Annotated in this window: 13 protein-coding genes; 11 read left to right on the forward strand and 2 right to left on the reverse strand. The window is 57.2% G+C overall.

Going from position 1 to position 15,188, the window contains the following annotated elements:
• The first annotated feature begins 312 nt into the window (after positions 1 to 312).
• The 8 genes from BSU04_RS33715 (at position 313) to BSU04_RS33750 (ending at position 10,107) form a co-directional block, all read left to right on the forward strand.
• Entirely contained in the window at positions 313 to 1,470 is a 1,158-nt protein-coding gene (locus BSU04_RS33715; protein WP_089164605.1) for a 2-aminoethylphosphonate--pyruvate transaminase, read from the forward strand.
• Positions 1,471 to 1,490: 20 nt separating this feature from the next.
• Complete coding sequence (gene phnA / locus BSU04_RS33720) at positions 1,491 to 2,753, forward strand: phosphonoacetate hydrolase (RefSeq protein WP_089164615.1); 1,263 nt, start codon at positions 1,491 to 1,493, stop codon at positions 2,751 to 2,753.
• A gap of 68 nt (positions 2,754 to 2,821) precedes the next feature.
• Complete coding sequence (gene phnY / locus BSU04_RS33725; protein WP_089164606.1) at positions 2,822 to 4,270, forward strand: phosphonoacetaldehyde dehydrogenase; 1,449 nt, start codon at positions 2,822 to 2,824, stop codon at positions 4,268 to 4,270.
• Between the two features lie 245 nt (positions 4,271 to 4,515).
• On the forward strand, positions 4,516 to 5,553 hold the full coding sequence (locus BSU04_RS33730) for a 2-aminoethylphosphonate ABC transporter substrate-binding protein (RefSeq protein WP_256983664.1): 1,038 nt from the start codon (positions 4,516 to 4,518) through the stop codon (positions 5,551 to 5,553).
• Entirely contained in the window at positions 5,554 to 6,711 is a 1,158-nt protein-coding gene (locus tag BSU04_RS33735; RefSeq protein ID WP_218827381.1) for an ABC transporter ATP-binding protein, read from the forward strand.
• A complete protein-coding gene (locus tag BSU04_RS33740; RefSeq protein WP_089164608.1) occupies positions 6,704 to 7,582 on the forward strand; it encodes a 2-aminoethylphosphonate ABC transporter permease subunit in 879 nt (292 codons plus the stop codon). Before BSU04_RS33735 ends, BSU04_RS33740 begins: the two co-directional genes overlap by 8 nt.
• Positions 7,566 to 8,366 carry an ABC transporter permease subunit gene (locus BSU04_RS33745; RefSeq protein WP_089164617.1) on the forward strand — a complete coding sequence of 267 codons (801 nt, stop codon included), beginning with the start codon at positions 7,566 to 7,568 and terminating at the stop codon, positions 8,364 to 8,366. Before BSU04_RS33740 ends, BSU04_RS33745 begins: the two co-directional genes overlap by 17 nt.
• Positions 8,367 to 8,481: 115 nt before the next feature.
• Positions 8,482 to 10,107: a Na/Pi cotransporter family protein gene (locus BSU04_RS33750; protein WP_089164609.1), complete on the forward strand. Its 1,626-nt coding sequence runs from the start codon at positions 8,482 to 8,484 to the stop codon at positions 10,105 to 10,107.
• 118 nt (positions 10,108 to 10,225) lie between these two features.
• Here BSU04_RS33750 and BSU04_RS33755 read toward each other — a convergent pair whose 3' ends face one another.
• Entirely contained in the window at positions 10,226 to 11,164 is a 939-nt protein-coding gene (locus BSU04_RS33755) for a LysR substrate-binding domain-containing protein (RefSeq protein WP_089164610.1), read from the reverse strand.
• A 103-nt stretch (positions 11,165 to 11,267) separates the two neighbouring features.
• On the opposite strand from BSU04_RS33755, the gene psrA reads away from it, so the two are divergent.
• The 3 genes from psrA (at position 11,268) to BSU04_RS33770 (ending at position 14,663) form a co-directional block, all read left to right on the forward strand.
• Positions 11,268 to 12,359 (forward strand): iron-containing alcohol dehydrogenase PsrA, encoded by a 1,092-nt coding sequence (psrA, locus tag BSU04_RS33760; protein WP_089164611.1) that lies wholly within the window; start codon positions 11,268 to 11,270, stop codon positions 12,357 to 12,359.
• Between the two features lie 180 nt (positions 12,360 to 12,539).
• Positions 12,540 to 13,844: an MFS transporter gene (locus BSU04_RS33765; RefSeq protein WP_256983665.1), complete on the forward strand. Its 1,305-nt coding sequence runs from the start codon at positions 12,540 to 12,542 to the stop codon at positions 13,842 to 13,844.
• Positions 13,845 to 14,372: 528 nt separating this feature from the next.
• Complete coding sequence (locus BSU04_RS33770) at positions 14,373 to 14,663, forward strand: hypothetical protein (protein ID WP_089164612.1); 291 nt, start codon at positions 14,373 to 14,375, stop codon at positions 14,661 to 14,663.
• A gap of 177 nt (positions 14,664 to 14,840) precedes the next feature.
• On the opposite strand, the gene BSU04_RS33775 is transcribed toward BSU04_RS33770, so the two are convergent.
• Positions 14,841 to 15,188, reverse strand: a 348-nt coding sequence (locus BSU04_RS33775; protein ID WP_144021434.1) for an IS30 family transposase, incomplete at its 5' end; no start/stop codon positions are given.

Raw genomic sequence — 15,188 nt, forward strand, 5'->3', positions numbered from 1 at the left:
AGCCGATCGCAATCGCGATCCGCTTTCCTCGCTCTAAACAGAGTACACAAACATGACTCCATTTCAGGAATCGTTGCCGTACTAACTTCGAAAAACCCTTGTACGGGTAAGCACTATCCCCCGTTGAATCGTGGCCGCATGCCTACTGCCACGGGCCTCTTGGCACCGATGGCGGCAGGGAGAATAAAATATGAGCATGTGGCATATTGTGGCGACTTGACTGTTTTTGTTGCTTATTCTAAAGTGATTTCCAAGCGAGCAACGACTACTGCGCGCCAATCGCCGATCACTCCAATACTGGACGGGTATCCAATGACTCATTTCGCATATGCCAGGCCGGCCGCCTCCGAAACGGGCGATCCATTACTTCTGACTCCTGGGCCACTAACGACGTCGCGTACGGTCAAAGCGGCCATGGTGCACGACTGGGGGTCACGCGATGCGAGTTTTGTCGCGATTAATAAAAAGGTCCTGACGCGTCTTTGCGAGATTGCAAATGGTAAGGATGACTATGTAACCGTGCCAATGCAGGGTTCTGGCACTTTTGCTGTCGAGTCCATGTTGACCAGTTTCGTACCAGTGAAAGGCAAGGTTCTCGTTCTGATCAACGGCGCCTATGGCCAGCGCGCGAAGCGCATCCTGGATATAGCCGGACGCGCGACCGTGGTACATGAAACCGCCGAAGATGCACCGCCGGACTTGCAGGAGGTAGAGGCTATCCTGCAGCGGGACCACGCCATTACGCATATCTTCACCATACACTGCGAAACAACCTCGGGCATCCTCAATCCAATCGAGAAAATTGGCGCGCTTGCGGCGCTGTACAAAAAAAGCTACCTCATTGATTCGATGAGTGCCTTTGGCGCACTTCCTCTCGACGCACGAGGAATCCGCGCCGACGCGGTTGCTGCGTCCTCAAACAAGTGCATTGAAGGCGTTCCCGGGCTCGGTTTTGTCATCTGCAGACGCGATGCACTCGCGCAAACCAAAGGCAATGCGACTACGCTCGTTCTCGACCTCTATGATCAATGGGCGAACTTTGAAAAGACGGGGCAATACCGTTTCACACCGCCAACACATGTCATCGTGGCGTTTCATCAGGCGCTTGAAGAGTTCACTGCCGAGGGTGGCGTGCCGGGACGAGGCGGCCGCTATCGGAACAACTGTCGCATCCTGCTCGAGGGCATGACGGCACTCGGATTCAAGCCGCTCCTGCCGGCAGATTTACAGGCCCCGATCATCGTGACATTTCACATGCTCGACCATCCCGGCTTCGTCTTTCAGCATTTCTACGATGGCCTGAAGCGACGCGGGTTCGTCATTTATCCGGGCAAGCTGACGGTCGCCGATTCGTTCCGGATCGGCTGCATTGGTCGCCTGGGGGAGACCCAGATGCGCGACGCACTCGCGGCTGTCCGTGAGGTGCTCGACGAAATGGGTGTGACGAACCCGTCCACCAAAGCCGCTTAATGGACCATCAGGACACCATCATGACTGAGCTACATGCTTCTGCGGTCTCTGTGAATGGCCGCGACTACAGCTTCCCGCAAGTTCCAACCGTTGTGATCTGTCTCGACGGCTCCGAGCCCGGCTATATTGAAGCGGCAATCAAAGCGGGCCTTGCCCCCAATCTTGATCGCCTCATGAAAAATGGTGCGAACCTGCTGGCGAAATGTGTGATTCCGAGTTTTACGAATCCGAACAACATCTCGATCATCACAGGGCGGCCGCCACAGGTCCACGGTATTGCTGGCAACTATTTTTATGACCGGACCACAGGCCAGGAAGTCATGATGAACGAGGCGCGTTTTCTGCGCGCGCCGACCCTATTCCAGGCTTTCCATGACGTGGGTGCAAGAGTGGCTGTCGTTACGGCCAAGGACAAACTGCGAACGCTGCTCGGCAAAGGACTTGATTTCTCAACAGGCCGAGCGATCGCGTTCTCCGCGGAAAAAGCCGACAAAGCCACGCTGAAGGAAAACGGCATCGACGATCTTCTGGCCTTCGTCGAAAAACCGCTGCCGACAGTCTATTCGGCGGATCTGTCCGAATTCGTTTTTGCCTCTGGCGTCAAGCTGCTGAGGGCGTTTCGTCCCGACCTCATGTATCTCTCGACGACCGACTATGTTCAGCACAAGGCGGCGCCTGGCACACCGAACGCGAATTCCTTCTACGCGATGCTGGATCGATATGTCGCACTTCTGGAAGCGGAAGGCTGCGTGCTGGCGTTGACGGCCGATCACGGCATGAACGACAAACACAAGCCGGACGGGTCCCCGGACGTCATCTACCTGCAGGACATCTTCGACGACTGGATGGGCCACGACAAAGCCCGGGTGATTCTGCCCATTACGGATCCCTACGTCGCCCATCACGGCGCGTTGGGCTCGTTCGCCACGGTCTACCTGCCGCAGTCCGCCGATACGCCGTCAGTGATAAACCGCCTGCGGGATGTTGAAGGCATTGAACTGGCGATATCGAACGCGCAGGCCTGTGAGCGCTTCGAATTGCCGGCCGATCGCATCGGCGATGTCGTGGTTCTCGCGACGCGCCACAAGGTGTTCGGCACCAGCGCTTCGCGGCACGATCTGTCGGGGCTAACCGAGCCGTTGCGCTCGCACGGCGGGTTGACCGAACAGACCATTCCACTGCTCGTCAACCGCCGGGTCGACTGGCCGGCGGATCGCGAACCTCGGAACTACGACTTGTTCGCTATCGCCTTGAACCATGTCGTCTTGAAGCATATTGCCTGAGGCTTGGGGCACTCCCTTTTCCCTGTATTCACTGCCCGTGAACCAGGATCGATCGACCGAGGTAATTTATGAACGTCCTGACCAAGCCCGCGTTTCGTCAAGAGTCCATGCGTATCGCAGGCAAGCTCGTTACCACCGACGAAGTCATTGAGGTGTTGAACCCGTACAACAACGAGGTCGTCGGTACCGTTCCAGCCGGTCGACCCGAACACGTGCGCGAGGCCTTCGCCAAGGCACGTGCCTTCCGGCCACAACTGACCCGCTTCGAGCGTCAACGAATCCTTCAGACGACAGCGGAGATGCTGCGTGATCGCAAGGAGGATTTCGCCCGGCTAATCACCGCCGAATCGGGCCTGTGCTGGAAGGACTCACTCTACGAGGCAAGCCGTGCCTATGATGTCTGGTCGTTTGCGGCTCAACTGATGATCAAGGACGACGGTGAAATCTATGCCTGCGATGTCAGCCCCAACGGCAAGAACCGTCAGATCTTCACAACCCGCACGCCTCTGCTCGGCGTGGTCTCCGCGATCACCCCATTCAACCATCCGCTAAACATGGTAAGTCACAAGCTCGCTCCGGCGATCGCCACGAATAACAGGCTGGTGCTTAAGCCGACTGAGCTCACGCCACTCACAGCCCTCGCACTGGCCGATGTGCTTTACGAAGCTGGATTGCCGCCAGAGATGCTGAGTGTCGTGACCGGTAATCCGCGCACCATGGGGGACTCGATGCTCACCGATCCCGATTGCGACCTCATCACGTTTACCGGCTCGGTCAGGGTTGGAAAATATATCGCGGACAAGGCTGGCTATCGCCGTGTCGTGCTGGAACTCGGCGGCAACGATCCACTCATCGTCATGGAGGACGCCGACCTCGACAAGGCAGCCGAACTCGCTGTTCAAGGCGCGACCAAAAACTCTGGTCAGCGTTGCACGGCGGTCAAACGCATTCTGGTGGTAGAAAGCGTGGCCGACGAATTTGTCGAGTTGGTTCTGGCCAAGGCAAAGAAACTCAAATCCGGCGACCCCATGGATCCAACGGTTGACGTAGGCACCGTCATCAACGAAACGTCAGCGGCGCTCTTTGCGCGGCGCGTGCAGGACGCGGTTGCCCATGGCGCCAAGGTATTACACGGCGCACCGCACAGGGGAGCTCTCTTTGCACCGACCGTCGTCGACCACGTGCCATACGATTGCGAACTGGTACGCGAGGAGACTTTTGGGCCCGTGATCCCGGTCATTCGGGTGCCAGACAAGATCGAAGAAATAATCAGGATCTCCAACTCGACGGCATTTGGACTTTCTTCTGGCGTTTGCACCAACCGCCTCGACTACATCACCCGGTTTGTCAAAGAGCTCGAAGTCGGGACGGTGAACATTTGGGAGGTTCCAGGTTATCGAATCGAGATGTCGCCGTTTGGCGGCATCAAGGATTCCGGCAACGGTTATAAAGAAGGAATTGTCGAGGCAATGAAGAGTTTCACCAACGTCCGTACGTGGTCGATTCCGTGGGCTTGAGGTCATAGACGCGTCTTTTGCGTCTGCTGTTGCTAGATGGTGAGTGCTTCCCGGCAGGGCATGGTTCGATTTGGCTTCATGCCAATGTTGGATTCGTTGCGCTTTTGAGTCGATATGCGAGGTTGCTTCGGGTGTGAGGCCGAGCGAATGTAGGGCGCGTAGGCACCTCTGCATATCGAAGCTAATAGGATAACTAAACATGGAAATGTTCAAAGTTATCCCCTGAGTCCCAAAACCATACAAGGATGAACATGAAAGCGAAACCGATAGCCGTGGCGGCCTGCATCATGGTTTCAGCCGCAAGCCCGGCGATTGCACAATCCGATGTGGTAACGATCTATAGCGCCGACGGTCTCCATGACGGCTCTCCTAGCTGGCTGGGGAACCAGTTCGAGGAATTTACCAAAGCGACAGGTATCACGGTCCAATATATTGAAGCGGGGTCTAGCGGTGTCGTCGATCGACTCGCGAAGGAGAAATCAAACACCCAAGCCGATGTTCTTGTCACGATACCTCCCTTTGTACAGAAAGCGGCCGCCGACGGTCTGCTTCAGGCGTACACCCCAGCGGGGGCGGACAAGATTGACGCGCGAGACAAGGATCCGAAAGGCCTTTACTTCGCGATCGTCAATAACTTTCCCGACTTTATATACAACTCTTCGGTGCTAAAAACTGAACCGAAGACGTATACAGATCTCCTGGATCCGAAATTCAAGCAGAAAATCCAGTATTCGACGCCTGGCCAAGCCGGCGACGGTACCGCGCTGATGCTGCAGGCATTTCATTCGTTTGATGGCAAGCAAGCCGGACTCGCCTATTTGCGAAAGCTGCAAATCAACAATCTTGGGCCCTCTGCGTCGACGGGGAAATTGACCGCGCTTGTCAACAAGGGCGAGTTGTATGTGGCCAACGGCGATATGCAAATGAATCTCGCGCAGATGCGGGATAACCCAAACATTCATGTGTTTTTTCCCGTAGGCCCGGATGGCAAGAGAACCGCCTTTTCGCTGCCCTATGACATCGGTCTCGTCAATGGTGCACCTCACGTGGCGAACGGCAAGAAGCTGATCGATTTTCTGCTGAGCGAAGCGGCGCAAAAACAGGTGAGCGAGGTCGCGTATGGCTTTCCCGTGCGCACTGACGTGCACCCTGCAGACGCAAACTTCAAGACACTCAACGCGATGCTTGGAGGAGTCGATATCTGGACGCCCGACTGGAACCAGGTTCTGCAAGATATGAAGCAAGACATTGCCGCCTACAACCAAGCGATCTCGAGCAACTAAATGGCTACCAACAGCACCACCATGTCGCAAGGGCCACACATGCGCGTGTCGGCCCCCGCATCTCGCATTGTTCCCGGAGCGAGTGGAATTGGATTCGAGAATGTCTCGGTCGCCTATGGGGACCAAGTGATTCTTGACGCTTTGAACCTTACTGTGAAGCCCGGTGAGATTGTCGCGCTCATCGGTCCATCGGGCTCCGGGAAGACAACCGCGCTGCGAGCGGTGGCGGGCTTTGTACAACCCACAGCAGGCCGAATCATTATCGGCGACCGGGATGTGACTCGCCTTCCTCCGTATGAACGCAATATCGGCATGGTTGTACAGAACTATGCGTTGTTCCCACACATGCGCGTTGAAGACAATGTTGCATTTGGGCTGCGTGCGCGCGGCGCAAGTGCTGAAGTCATCCGTGAACGCATCCCCGAATGTCTGCGCCTGGTGGGAATGACGGCCTACGGCAAGCGCTATCCGCGGGAACTCTCGGGCGGGCAGCAGCAACGCGTTGCTATCGCTCGTGCATTGGCGATCCGCCCGCAAGTGCTGTTGCTCGATGAGCCGCTCTCGGCCCTCGATGCACAGATTCGCCGTTCAATGTTGGACGAGTTGGCCAAGCTGCATCGCGACCTGCCGTCGCTGACTGTGCTGTATGTGACGCACGACCAGACTGAAGCGCTGACCCTCGCGGATCACATTGGCATCATGCGTGATGGCAAGCTGGTTGCGTTCGGCAATGCCCAATCGCTATACCGTCACCCGCCAAACCGTTTTGCAGCCGAATTCCTTGGACGTGCAAATATCCTGCCGGCGAGATCGTTGCAATCGGCCGACCTTGGCTTTGCATGCGTACGCTTTGGCGATACCCTGCTGCGCGGCCGCAATCACCACTCCTTGCCTGACGGCAGCGACAGCCTGGTGTGCATACGCCCACACGACTTGCGATTGCAGCCGAGCGGAGCAGGGGGGAACATCTTGACGGGGATCGTGCGGGCCGTCCAATGGCAGGGCGATCTCCATAGCGTCGCCCTGGAGGTACAAGAGCAAACATTGCGCCTCACGTGCAATCCTCTTTCCGACCCGCCGGCGCCAGGCACAGAGCTTGTCGTGCACTTCGATCCAGCGGACGTCACCCTTGTTCCGGAGCACGTTGCACATGGCTGATATTGCTGTAGCACCGTCTTCCCGTGCAGTTCATTCGCCGCAGCGCCAGTACTGGATCGCGCCCCCACTGCTGGTGCTCGTGGTGCTGTTCTTCTACCCGCTCGCGTTGATTTTGCGCGAAGCGCTGGCAGGAGAAGATCATGTTCTGTCGCTCGCGCGCTTCACCAACGTACTTCGCTCGAACCAGTTTCTGAGCGGCCTCTATCACACCATCACCATCGCGCTAAGCGCGTCGACGGGATGTCTCGTGCTCGGTTTCATTTTCTCTGTAATCATCGCCTTCATCCCATTTCCGGGTGCGAAACTTATCGCTCGCGTGATCGATACCTTTATCGCGCTGCCTACGTTTCTCGTCGCACTCGCGTTCACCTTTATTTACGGATCAGCTGGTTTGCTCAACCAATCACTGATGCACCTGATGCACCTGGAATTGCCACCGCTCAATTTCCTTTATTCACAGTGGGGCGTGATTCTTTCGGAGATCACTGTCTATACGCCTTTTGTGATGCGTCCATTGCTCGCCAGCTTCTCGCTGATCGATCCATCGCAAATCGAAGTTGCGAGCAGTCTTGGGGCACGGCCTTGGCGCATTGTGCGGCGCATTATCCTGCCGGCCGCATTACCCGCCTTGATTGCCGGCGGCAGCTTATGCCTTCTTCTGACCGTCAACGAATTTGGAATTGTGCTGTTCATTGGAGCCAAAGACGTCATCACGTTGCCGCTGCTCGTGTACGACAAAGCCATCCAGGAGTTTGACTACACCACCGCCTGCGTCATCGCGGTCGTCAACATCGCGTTGTCGCTGGGCCTTTACGCTTTCTATCGGATGGTTATTGCATATTGCGGAGGTCGCCGTGCTGGTATGGGCTAAATGGGGGCGAGTTCTTGCCTGGATAGTTCTGGGAGTCATGTTTGGCATTGTCTACGGTTTGCCGATTGGCATGATCGCTCTAGCCAGCATCAGTGGTCAGTGGAACGACATATTGCCGACCCATTTGACGCTGGCACACTATGCTCAAGCGTTCAGGGCCGAGTCGGCCAGTCAGTTGAAAATCAGTGTCCTGACCGGGGTCGTGGCAAGTGTGGCGGCACTGGTGAGCGGCACGTGGGCCGCATTGGCATTGCGGGTGATGAAGGGTATTCCGAAGCGGATTCTCGATGTCGTGTTCTTCATACCAAGCGCTGTGCCATCGGTGTCAATTGGACTTGGTCTGCTGGTCGCTTTCAGTCAGCCACCCATGCTTCTAAACGGCACGGCATTGATCGTGTTCATCGCACATTTCTTGCTCATCTCGGCATTCACCTATGGCAATGTTTCGGCGGGTCTCACGCGCCTGCCGCCGGACTATGAGCACATTGCTCAAAGTCTTGGCGCACGGCCTTTTTATCGTCTGCGCCACGTGACGCTGCCATTGCTCGCGCCGTACCTCATTGCGGCTTTCAGCCTGAGTTTCGCGATGTCAATGGGCGAACTCGGTGCGACCTTGATGATCTACCCGCCAGGGTGGGTGACACTGCCGGTCGGCATTTTTTCGCTGTCTGATCGCGGCGCCATCTTCGATTCCGCGACACTGACCATGATTCTTGGTGCGGCGACACTGGTTGTGTTGTTGGGCTTGTCTCGTATCGCGAACAAAGCGACCGCGAGAGCGTAAATGTCATCAAGAGGATTGCATGAATTCGAGACGCAAACTACCCGCACGCACCAGTTGAAAGCGGGCGGTCGCTTGAACCCCGATAGATAAGCCAATTGGCTCATGGAGGACTAAATTGATCCTGGTCTTGCTGCACCTGGCCGGTGGCGTCGCTCTGCTGACGTGGGGCCTCCATATGGTCGAATCCGGGTTGATGCGGGCATTTGGAGCCTCGTTGAAGCAATTCATGGCGCATAGCCTTGGCAATCGCTTCAATGCTTTCTTTGCCGGATTGACGATCACCGGTGCGTTGCAAAGCAGCACCGCTACCGGGATGATTGCGACATCGTTCGCGGCCCGGGGCCTGATGAAGCCCGTGACGGGACTGGCGATCATGCTAGGCGCCAACGTCGGTTCAACGCTGATTGTTCAGGCATTCTCGCTTGATTTGAGCTGGATATCGCCCGCTTGCCTGTTGATCGGCATGGCGCTCTTTGAAAGAGGCAAGGGCTCCAGAAACCGCGATATAGGCCGTGCGTCTATTGGCCTCGGGTTGATGTTGCTCGCACTGACGTTACTTGTTGCGACAATGCGGCCCGCCGAAACAGCTCCAGAGTTGCGCACGGTCCTTGGAGCATTGTCAGGTGAGCCGATATTGAATGCTGCCGTCTCTTGCGTGCTGACATGGGCCGCGCATTCGAGCATTCCGGTCGTGCTGTTCGTGATGTCGCTCGCGAGCGTTCACACTGTTCCGATGAGTACGGTGGTGGCGATGGTGCTCGGCGCAAACATTGGGAGCGCGCTGAATCCTTATTTTGAAGCAGCCAAGGGTGACGACTTAAGCCGCAAGCGGCTCCCTGCCGGCAATTTGCTGCTACGGGGCGGCGTTTGTCTTCTGCTGCTTTCAATGAGCGTACCGCTCGCCAGTTTTCTGGACAGCGTACCCGGCGATGCAGGACGAACCGTTGCCAATTTTCACACCGGACTCAACGTGCTCATCGCCGCGCTGTTTATCGGGGTACTCGGCCCAGTCTCCAAGCTTCTCGAACGAATGCTGCCGCAGCGTACCAGCGCCACCCACCCCGACGCGCCGCGTCATCTCGACACCTCGGTGCTGGGCTCGCCAGTCGAAGCGCTCGCATGTGCCACGCGAGAAGTCATTCACATGGGTGATATCGTCGAGGACATGCTGCGCCAAAGCGTGCCAGTGCTCATTGCTGAAGACCGGCGTGCTGTGAACGACATCATTCGCCGTGACGATGCGGTCGATGTACTTCATGAGGCCATCAAGCAATACGTTACCGGGATAACCCGCGAGGAGTTGAGCATTGAGGACAACCAGCGGGCGTCCGCTATCCTCACATTCGTGATCAATCTCGAACATATCGGAGATATTGTCGACAAGAACCTGATGGAACTTGCGCAGAAGAAAATCAAGGGAAACTTGCGGTTTTCGGGCGAAGGAGCCGAGGAATTGCTGGCGTTGCATCGTTCAGTAATCGACAGCTTTCATCGGGCTCAAGCGCTATTTGTTACGAGCAGTCCGCGGACGGCCGAGCGCCTGCTCGAAGACAAGCAGATTGTTCGACAGCTTGAACAGCATGCCAAGGAGAAGCACCTTGAGCGGTTGCGCGAAGGGAAACTCGACAGCATTGCTTCGAGTACTTTGCATCTGGATATATTGCGTGATCTAAAGCGGATTCACTCACACGTATGCGCCATTGCCTATCCGCTTTTGCAAAGGGAGGCTTCGCAAGCCTAAGGCAAATGCAGTGTTTCAGCGCGGATCCCTGGTCCAATTTTCCTGAACGTCGGGCTAAGGTGGCGCCTGCGTTCTGTGCCCGGGATACCGCCGTCAGGGCGATGATGGTTTGCTTTTTTCAAACGGAGTTTTCGGTGGCATGACCGTCCGCCGGGCAAGTGCGCTTAGCCGGCGGCTGCCCGGAGTCTTTATCGAGCAGCACCTGATCGACCACCTTAAAGAAGGCCTGCACGAGCCGCGCGGCTTTGCGCTCGGCGAGACAGGCGACATGCGCGTGAGTCAATACCTGCTCGCCGTCGATCGACAGCTTGCGCAGCCGTGAGTCATCGACATGTTCGCGCTCCGACACCGCCGCTATTCCAAGTCCAAGAATGACTGCTTCGCGCACGGCCTCCCGGCTGCCTACTTCAAGCGCGAAGTTTGGCTCTATACCGTGCCGCCTAAGCGCGTCTTCAAGCGCCTTGCGCGTCGTGGAGCCTGGCTCGCGCATGATCATCTGCTCGTTGCGAAGTTCTTCCAGGTCAACGCGTCGCCGGCGCGCCAGCCGATGCGTGACCGGAACGATAATGACAAGCGGGTGCTGTCGATAGGGCACGTAATGAAGCCGGGGGTCGGCACCGTACTGTGCAAGCACCGCGACATCCGTTTCATACGACAGCAAGCCGCGCACGGTTTCCTCTGAGTTGCCGAGCCGGATGGATACGTGCAATCCCGGGTAGCGAAGATGAAACGCCGCGACGATCTCCATTGCATGAAGTGGCCCGACCGCACCCACGCGGATGGTCCCGGTGCCCAGGCCCGCGGATTCCTTCAAGAAGTCGATCGCCTCCTGTTCGCTGCTAAACATCCGCTGGGCGATCGCGAACAAGGTCTCCCCAGCGGCTGTCAGCACGATCCGACGGCCGCTGCGATGAAATAGCTCGACCCCGTAGCTTTCCTCAAGAGCTCGCACCTGTGTTGTAACAGTCGGCTGGCTGACATGCAGTGCGCGTGCGGCGGCTGTGACGCTGCCATGCTTGCCGACGGCATAAAACGATCGTAGCTGAGTGAGTCGCATAGATTTCCTGAATACTTCAACAGAAGTATTTGTATTTTCACTATACATCGATGTTTCCCATAATTCATCCGTATCAGATGCACCACCAAAAAGAGGGGGGACTATGAACGGTGTTTTTTGGAATCCTGTAGAGATCCATTTCGGCCTTGGTTGTATCGAGCGGTTGCCGCAGATTCTTGAGGGGCGCCGCGCCGTCGTCGTGACGTTCGCGGAAGCGGCGCAAATCGGTCTCGCGCAGCGCGTGCGCGAGTTGTGCGGCGATAGCGTGGTGGCCGTGATCGACGACGTGCAGCCGAACCCGGACGTCACTCACATCGCAGGCTTGTATCGCGATTTCTGGCAGAGACATGAGCATTGCCCGGTCGTCGTCGCAATTGGTGGCGGCAGCGTGCTCGACACTGCGAAAACGCTGATGGTCGGCACGGAAAGTGGCGAGTTTGGCGAACTGCTGGCCTTGCTCGACACGGGCAAGCCGTTTACCCCGCCGCGCGTGAAGTCGCTGATCACGGTTCCGACTACCTCGGGCACCGGTAGCGAAGTGACGCCGTGGGCAACGATCTGGGACCGCACGATCAAGCAGCGCAAGTATTCGTTGCAGCTTCCGCAGACGTGGCCGGAGGCCGCGATCGTCGACCCGGAACTCACGCTGTCGCTGCCACATTCGGTCACGGTGCAGAGTGGGCTCGATGCGCTATCGCACGCGCTCGAAGCGATCTGGAACATCAATGCAAACGTGATCTCCGACGAATTCGCCGTGTCTGCCGCGCGCGACATGCTAACCACGTTGCCCGCGCTCGCCATGAATTTGCAGGACCGGGCGCTGCGTGAACGGGCTTCGCTCGCCGCACTTAAAGCCGGGCTCGCGTTCTCGAACACGAAGACCGCGCTGGCTCATTCCATTTCGTATGAGATGACGATCCATCACGGTCTGCCTCATGGAATCGCGTGTTCGTTCACGCTGCCGATGGTGCTGGATCTTGCGCTAGGCAAAAGCGCCGAGCGCGACGCCGTGCTCGCGAAAGTCTTCCCGTGCCGGCTAGCCGATGCGGCCGCCTACCTGACCGAGTTCCTCGAATCGCTTGGAGTACGTACATCGTTTTCGAGTTATGGCGTCAGTGTCGAGGAGTCGGACAGGATGATCGCTCACGCGTTGAGCGGGCCACGCGGACGCAATTTCATTGCTTCGAGCGTGTGACGGGGCGGTCGCAGGAGAGCGGCCGGAATCAGCATCAGGGCATGGAAATTCTGGAGAAAAGCACAGGCCGGGTTTACACCGGCGCATCTTGCAGCACAACAAAAAGCCGCATTAAAGGCAAGTGCCGAGGCAGCGGACGTCAAATGGCGTCACGGGCCCGGCAACTATCAGGAGACAAGCATGGAAGCAGTGGAAATCGCAGGTGACATGCCGGCTGCCGTCAATGCCCGGTCTGTGAAGTCGGTTGCCCTAGCCAGTCTGATCGGCACCACCGTTGAGTGGTACGACTTTTTCCTCTACGGCACGATTACCGGACTCGTATTCGACAAGCTGTTCTTCCCGACGGGGAACGCATTTGTTTCGACCATGCTGGCCTATACGGTCTACGCGGTCGGTTTTGTCACCCGTCCGCTTGGTGGTGTGATCTTTGGCCATTTCGGTGACCGGTTCGGACGCAAGCCTTTGCTCGTGCTTACGCTTTCCATTATGGGCGTGTCCACGTTCTTGATCGGCGTACTGCCAACCTATGCGTCGATCGGCATTTGGGCGCCCGTCTGCCTGCTGTTGTTGCGGCTGCTGCAGGGCATTGGCCTTGGCGGCGAGTGGGGCGGTGCAGTGTTGATGGCTTTCGAATATGCTCCACGTGAACATCGCGGCCTGTATGCGTCATATCCGCAGATCGGGCTTGCAATCGGCCTGTGTCTGAGCAGTGGCGCGGTGGCGGTCCTGACGACCTTGCTGACTCCCGATGCCTTCCTGCAATGGGGCTGGCGGGTCGCGTTCATGGCCAGCATCCTGCTCGTTGCCGTGGGCATGTTTATCCGGTTGCGCATTGTCGAAACACCCGCGTTCGCGAAGATTCGCGACAGTCACGCGGTCGCGAAGGTGCCGGTGCGGGAGGTGTTCACCGACTACCGCAAGAACGTGTTCCTGGGTTGGGGCGCGCGTTATATCGACGGCGTGATTTTCAACACGTATGCGGTGTTCGCGCTGAGTTATCTGATCGGCATCCAGCACTACGCGAAGTCGGCGGTGCTCATCGCCGTGACGCTTGCGGCACTGGTGCTGATGTTCACGATTCCGATCGCATCGCGCCTGTCGGACCGGCTCGGCCGCCGCAAGGTGTTCGGCTGGGGTGCGGTGGTCTGTGGCCTTAGCGCGTGGCCGGCTTTCGCTGTTTTTCATTACTCGGGCAGCGTCGTCGCCGTGACCGCCGCCATCGTGATCGTACTGGGGGTGATCTACGCCTTCGTCTATGGTCCCGAGGCCGCGCTCTTCTGCGAACTGTTCGATACACGAGTGCGGTATAGCGGCATCTCCATCGTGTACCAGGTATCGGGCATTGTCTCCAGTTCGATCACGCCGCTCGTCGCAACGGCGCTTCTGCACTACGGCAACTTGCAGCCGTGGTGGATTGCGCTCTACATCGCCTGTGTCGGCTTGCTCAGCGCCGTCTGCACGTACTTCATCCGGCGCACGTTCTGAACGCTCGCCATTCCCACATTTTCCGGATATCTCCGACTGCGCGGCAGCTTTCGAAACAATCGTTGCCATGGAAGATGACAGGTCGACCTGTGATTAGCGCGGGTCTCATTGTTCAACTCGCGCTTGTCGCTCATCGCCCCACGGCGATTTCGTTTTCAGCGCCGTCGGCGCGCGGGGGCCAGGAGGAGGGCACGGTACCGGGCTCGCTTAAAGTTCAGTGGCTCCGCTGGCTCAGTAGTCAACCAATGAAATTCGCTAACGCATCAGGCGATGCAGGTGACCCTGCAATGGCCATCACCATTCATCTACTGCACCAGCGAAATCTCGATCCGTTCCTTTGCCTTCCCCGTGACGAAGGCTTGAGGCGTCGGAGATAACGCCCGTTTTTGCCGCACGTCGTTTTTACAGAACCTATACGGCGGGAAGCGTTCTTTCGACACGGCGATTACCGCGGAAGGTCAACAATACCAAGCGATCCGAAGAAGGTGAGGTTTTCGCGAGATCGAAACTATAAAAAGCGGGAGTACTATGACCGATGACGTTCGGGCTTTGATTGAAGAAATTCAACGATACGCGGGAAACCGCGCGCAGGACGTGACACGTGGCGCGGAAACGCCGGCGCTGGCCGCGCTGATGGTCGAGAAATTCGGTGAAGGTCTTGTAAAGGCGGGGTACTTGCTGGGGGTTCGGCAGGCCGATGAACTCAAGCATGAAATTGACCGTCTGGTACGCGAGATCGACGTGCTATACCCTAAACATCTTCAATGCCGTTTTGAAGCACGCCCGGCGGGACTGGCCATCAACGGCACTGCCCACTAAGCGTTGCTTATGCTGATGTGAAAAATGGTCTTGACTGATTCTAGTCTCATGACGGATAGAGAGCACTACCAAGTATTGGTCGGTTGAATTTTCATGTGAACTCTTTCAACCGGTACGCATTAAATTTTGGAGGATGTTATGGCTTGGCGGTTTCAAGGGTGAAGTGCAACAGGGGGTTCAGTGTTTAGAGCTTGGAGATTGGCTTGCTGAAGCAAGGGTTGCAGCGAAGACTTCGAACGGAGAATGGAACGCGTGAGTGGCGCGCGGCCGGCTATTCAGGCTGTCAGCGATCGCGTCGAGTTCGTCCTGACTGTAGACCGATAGGTCCGTACCTTTAGGCAAATACTGGCGCAGCAACCCGTTGGTGTTTTCGCAAGTACCGCGTTGCCAAGGACTGTGCGGGTCGCAGAAGTACACATTCACGCCGGTGGCGGCGGTGAGTTCCTGATGGCGCGACATTTCTTTGCCTTGGTCGTAGGTAAAGCTTTGCCGTAACGGCGCAACAATCGAATTAAGTTTGGCGGA

The sequence above is a fragment of the Caballeronia sordidicola genome, from assembly GCF_002220365.1.
Lineage (GTDB): Bacteria > Pseudomonadota > Gammaproteobacteria > Burkholderiales > Burkholderiaceae > Caballeronia > Caballeronia sordidicola_C.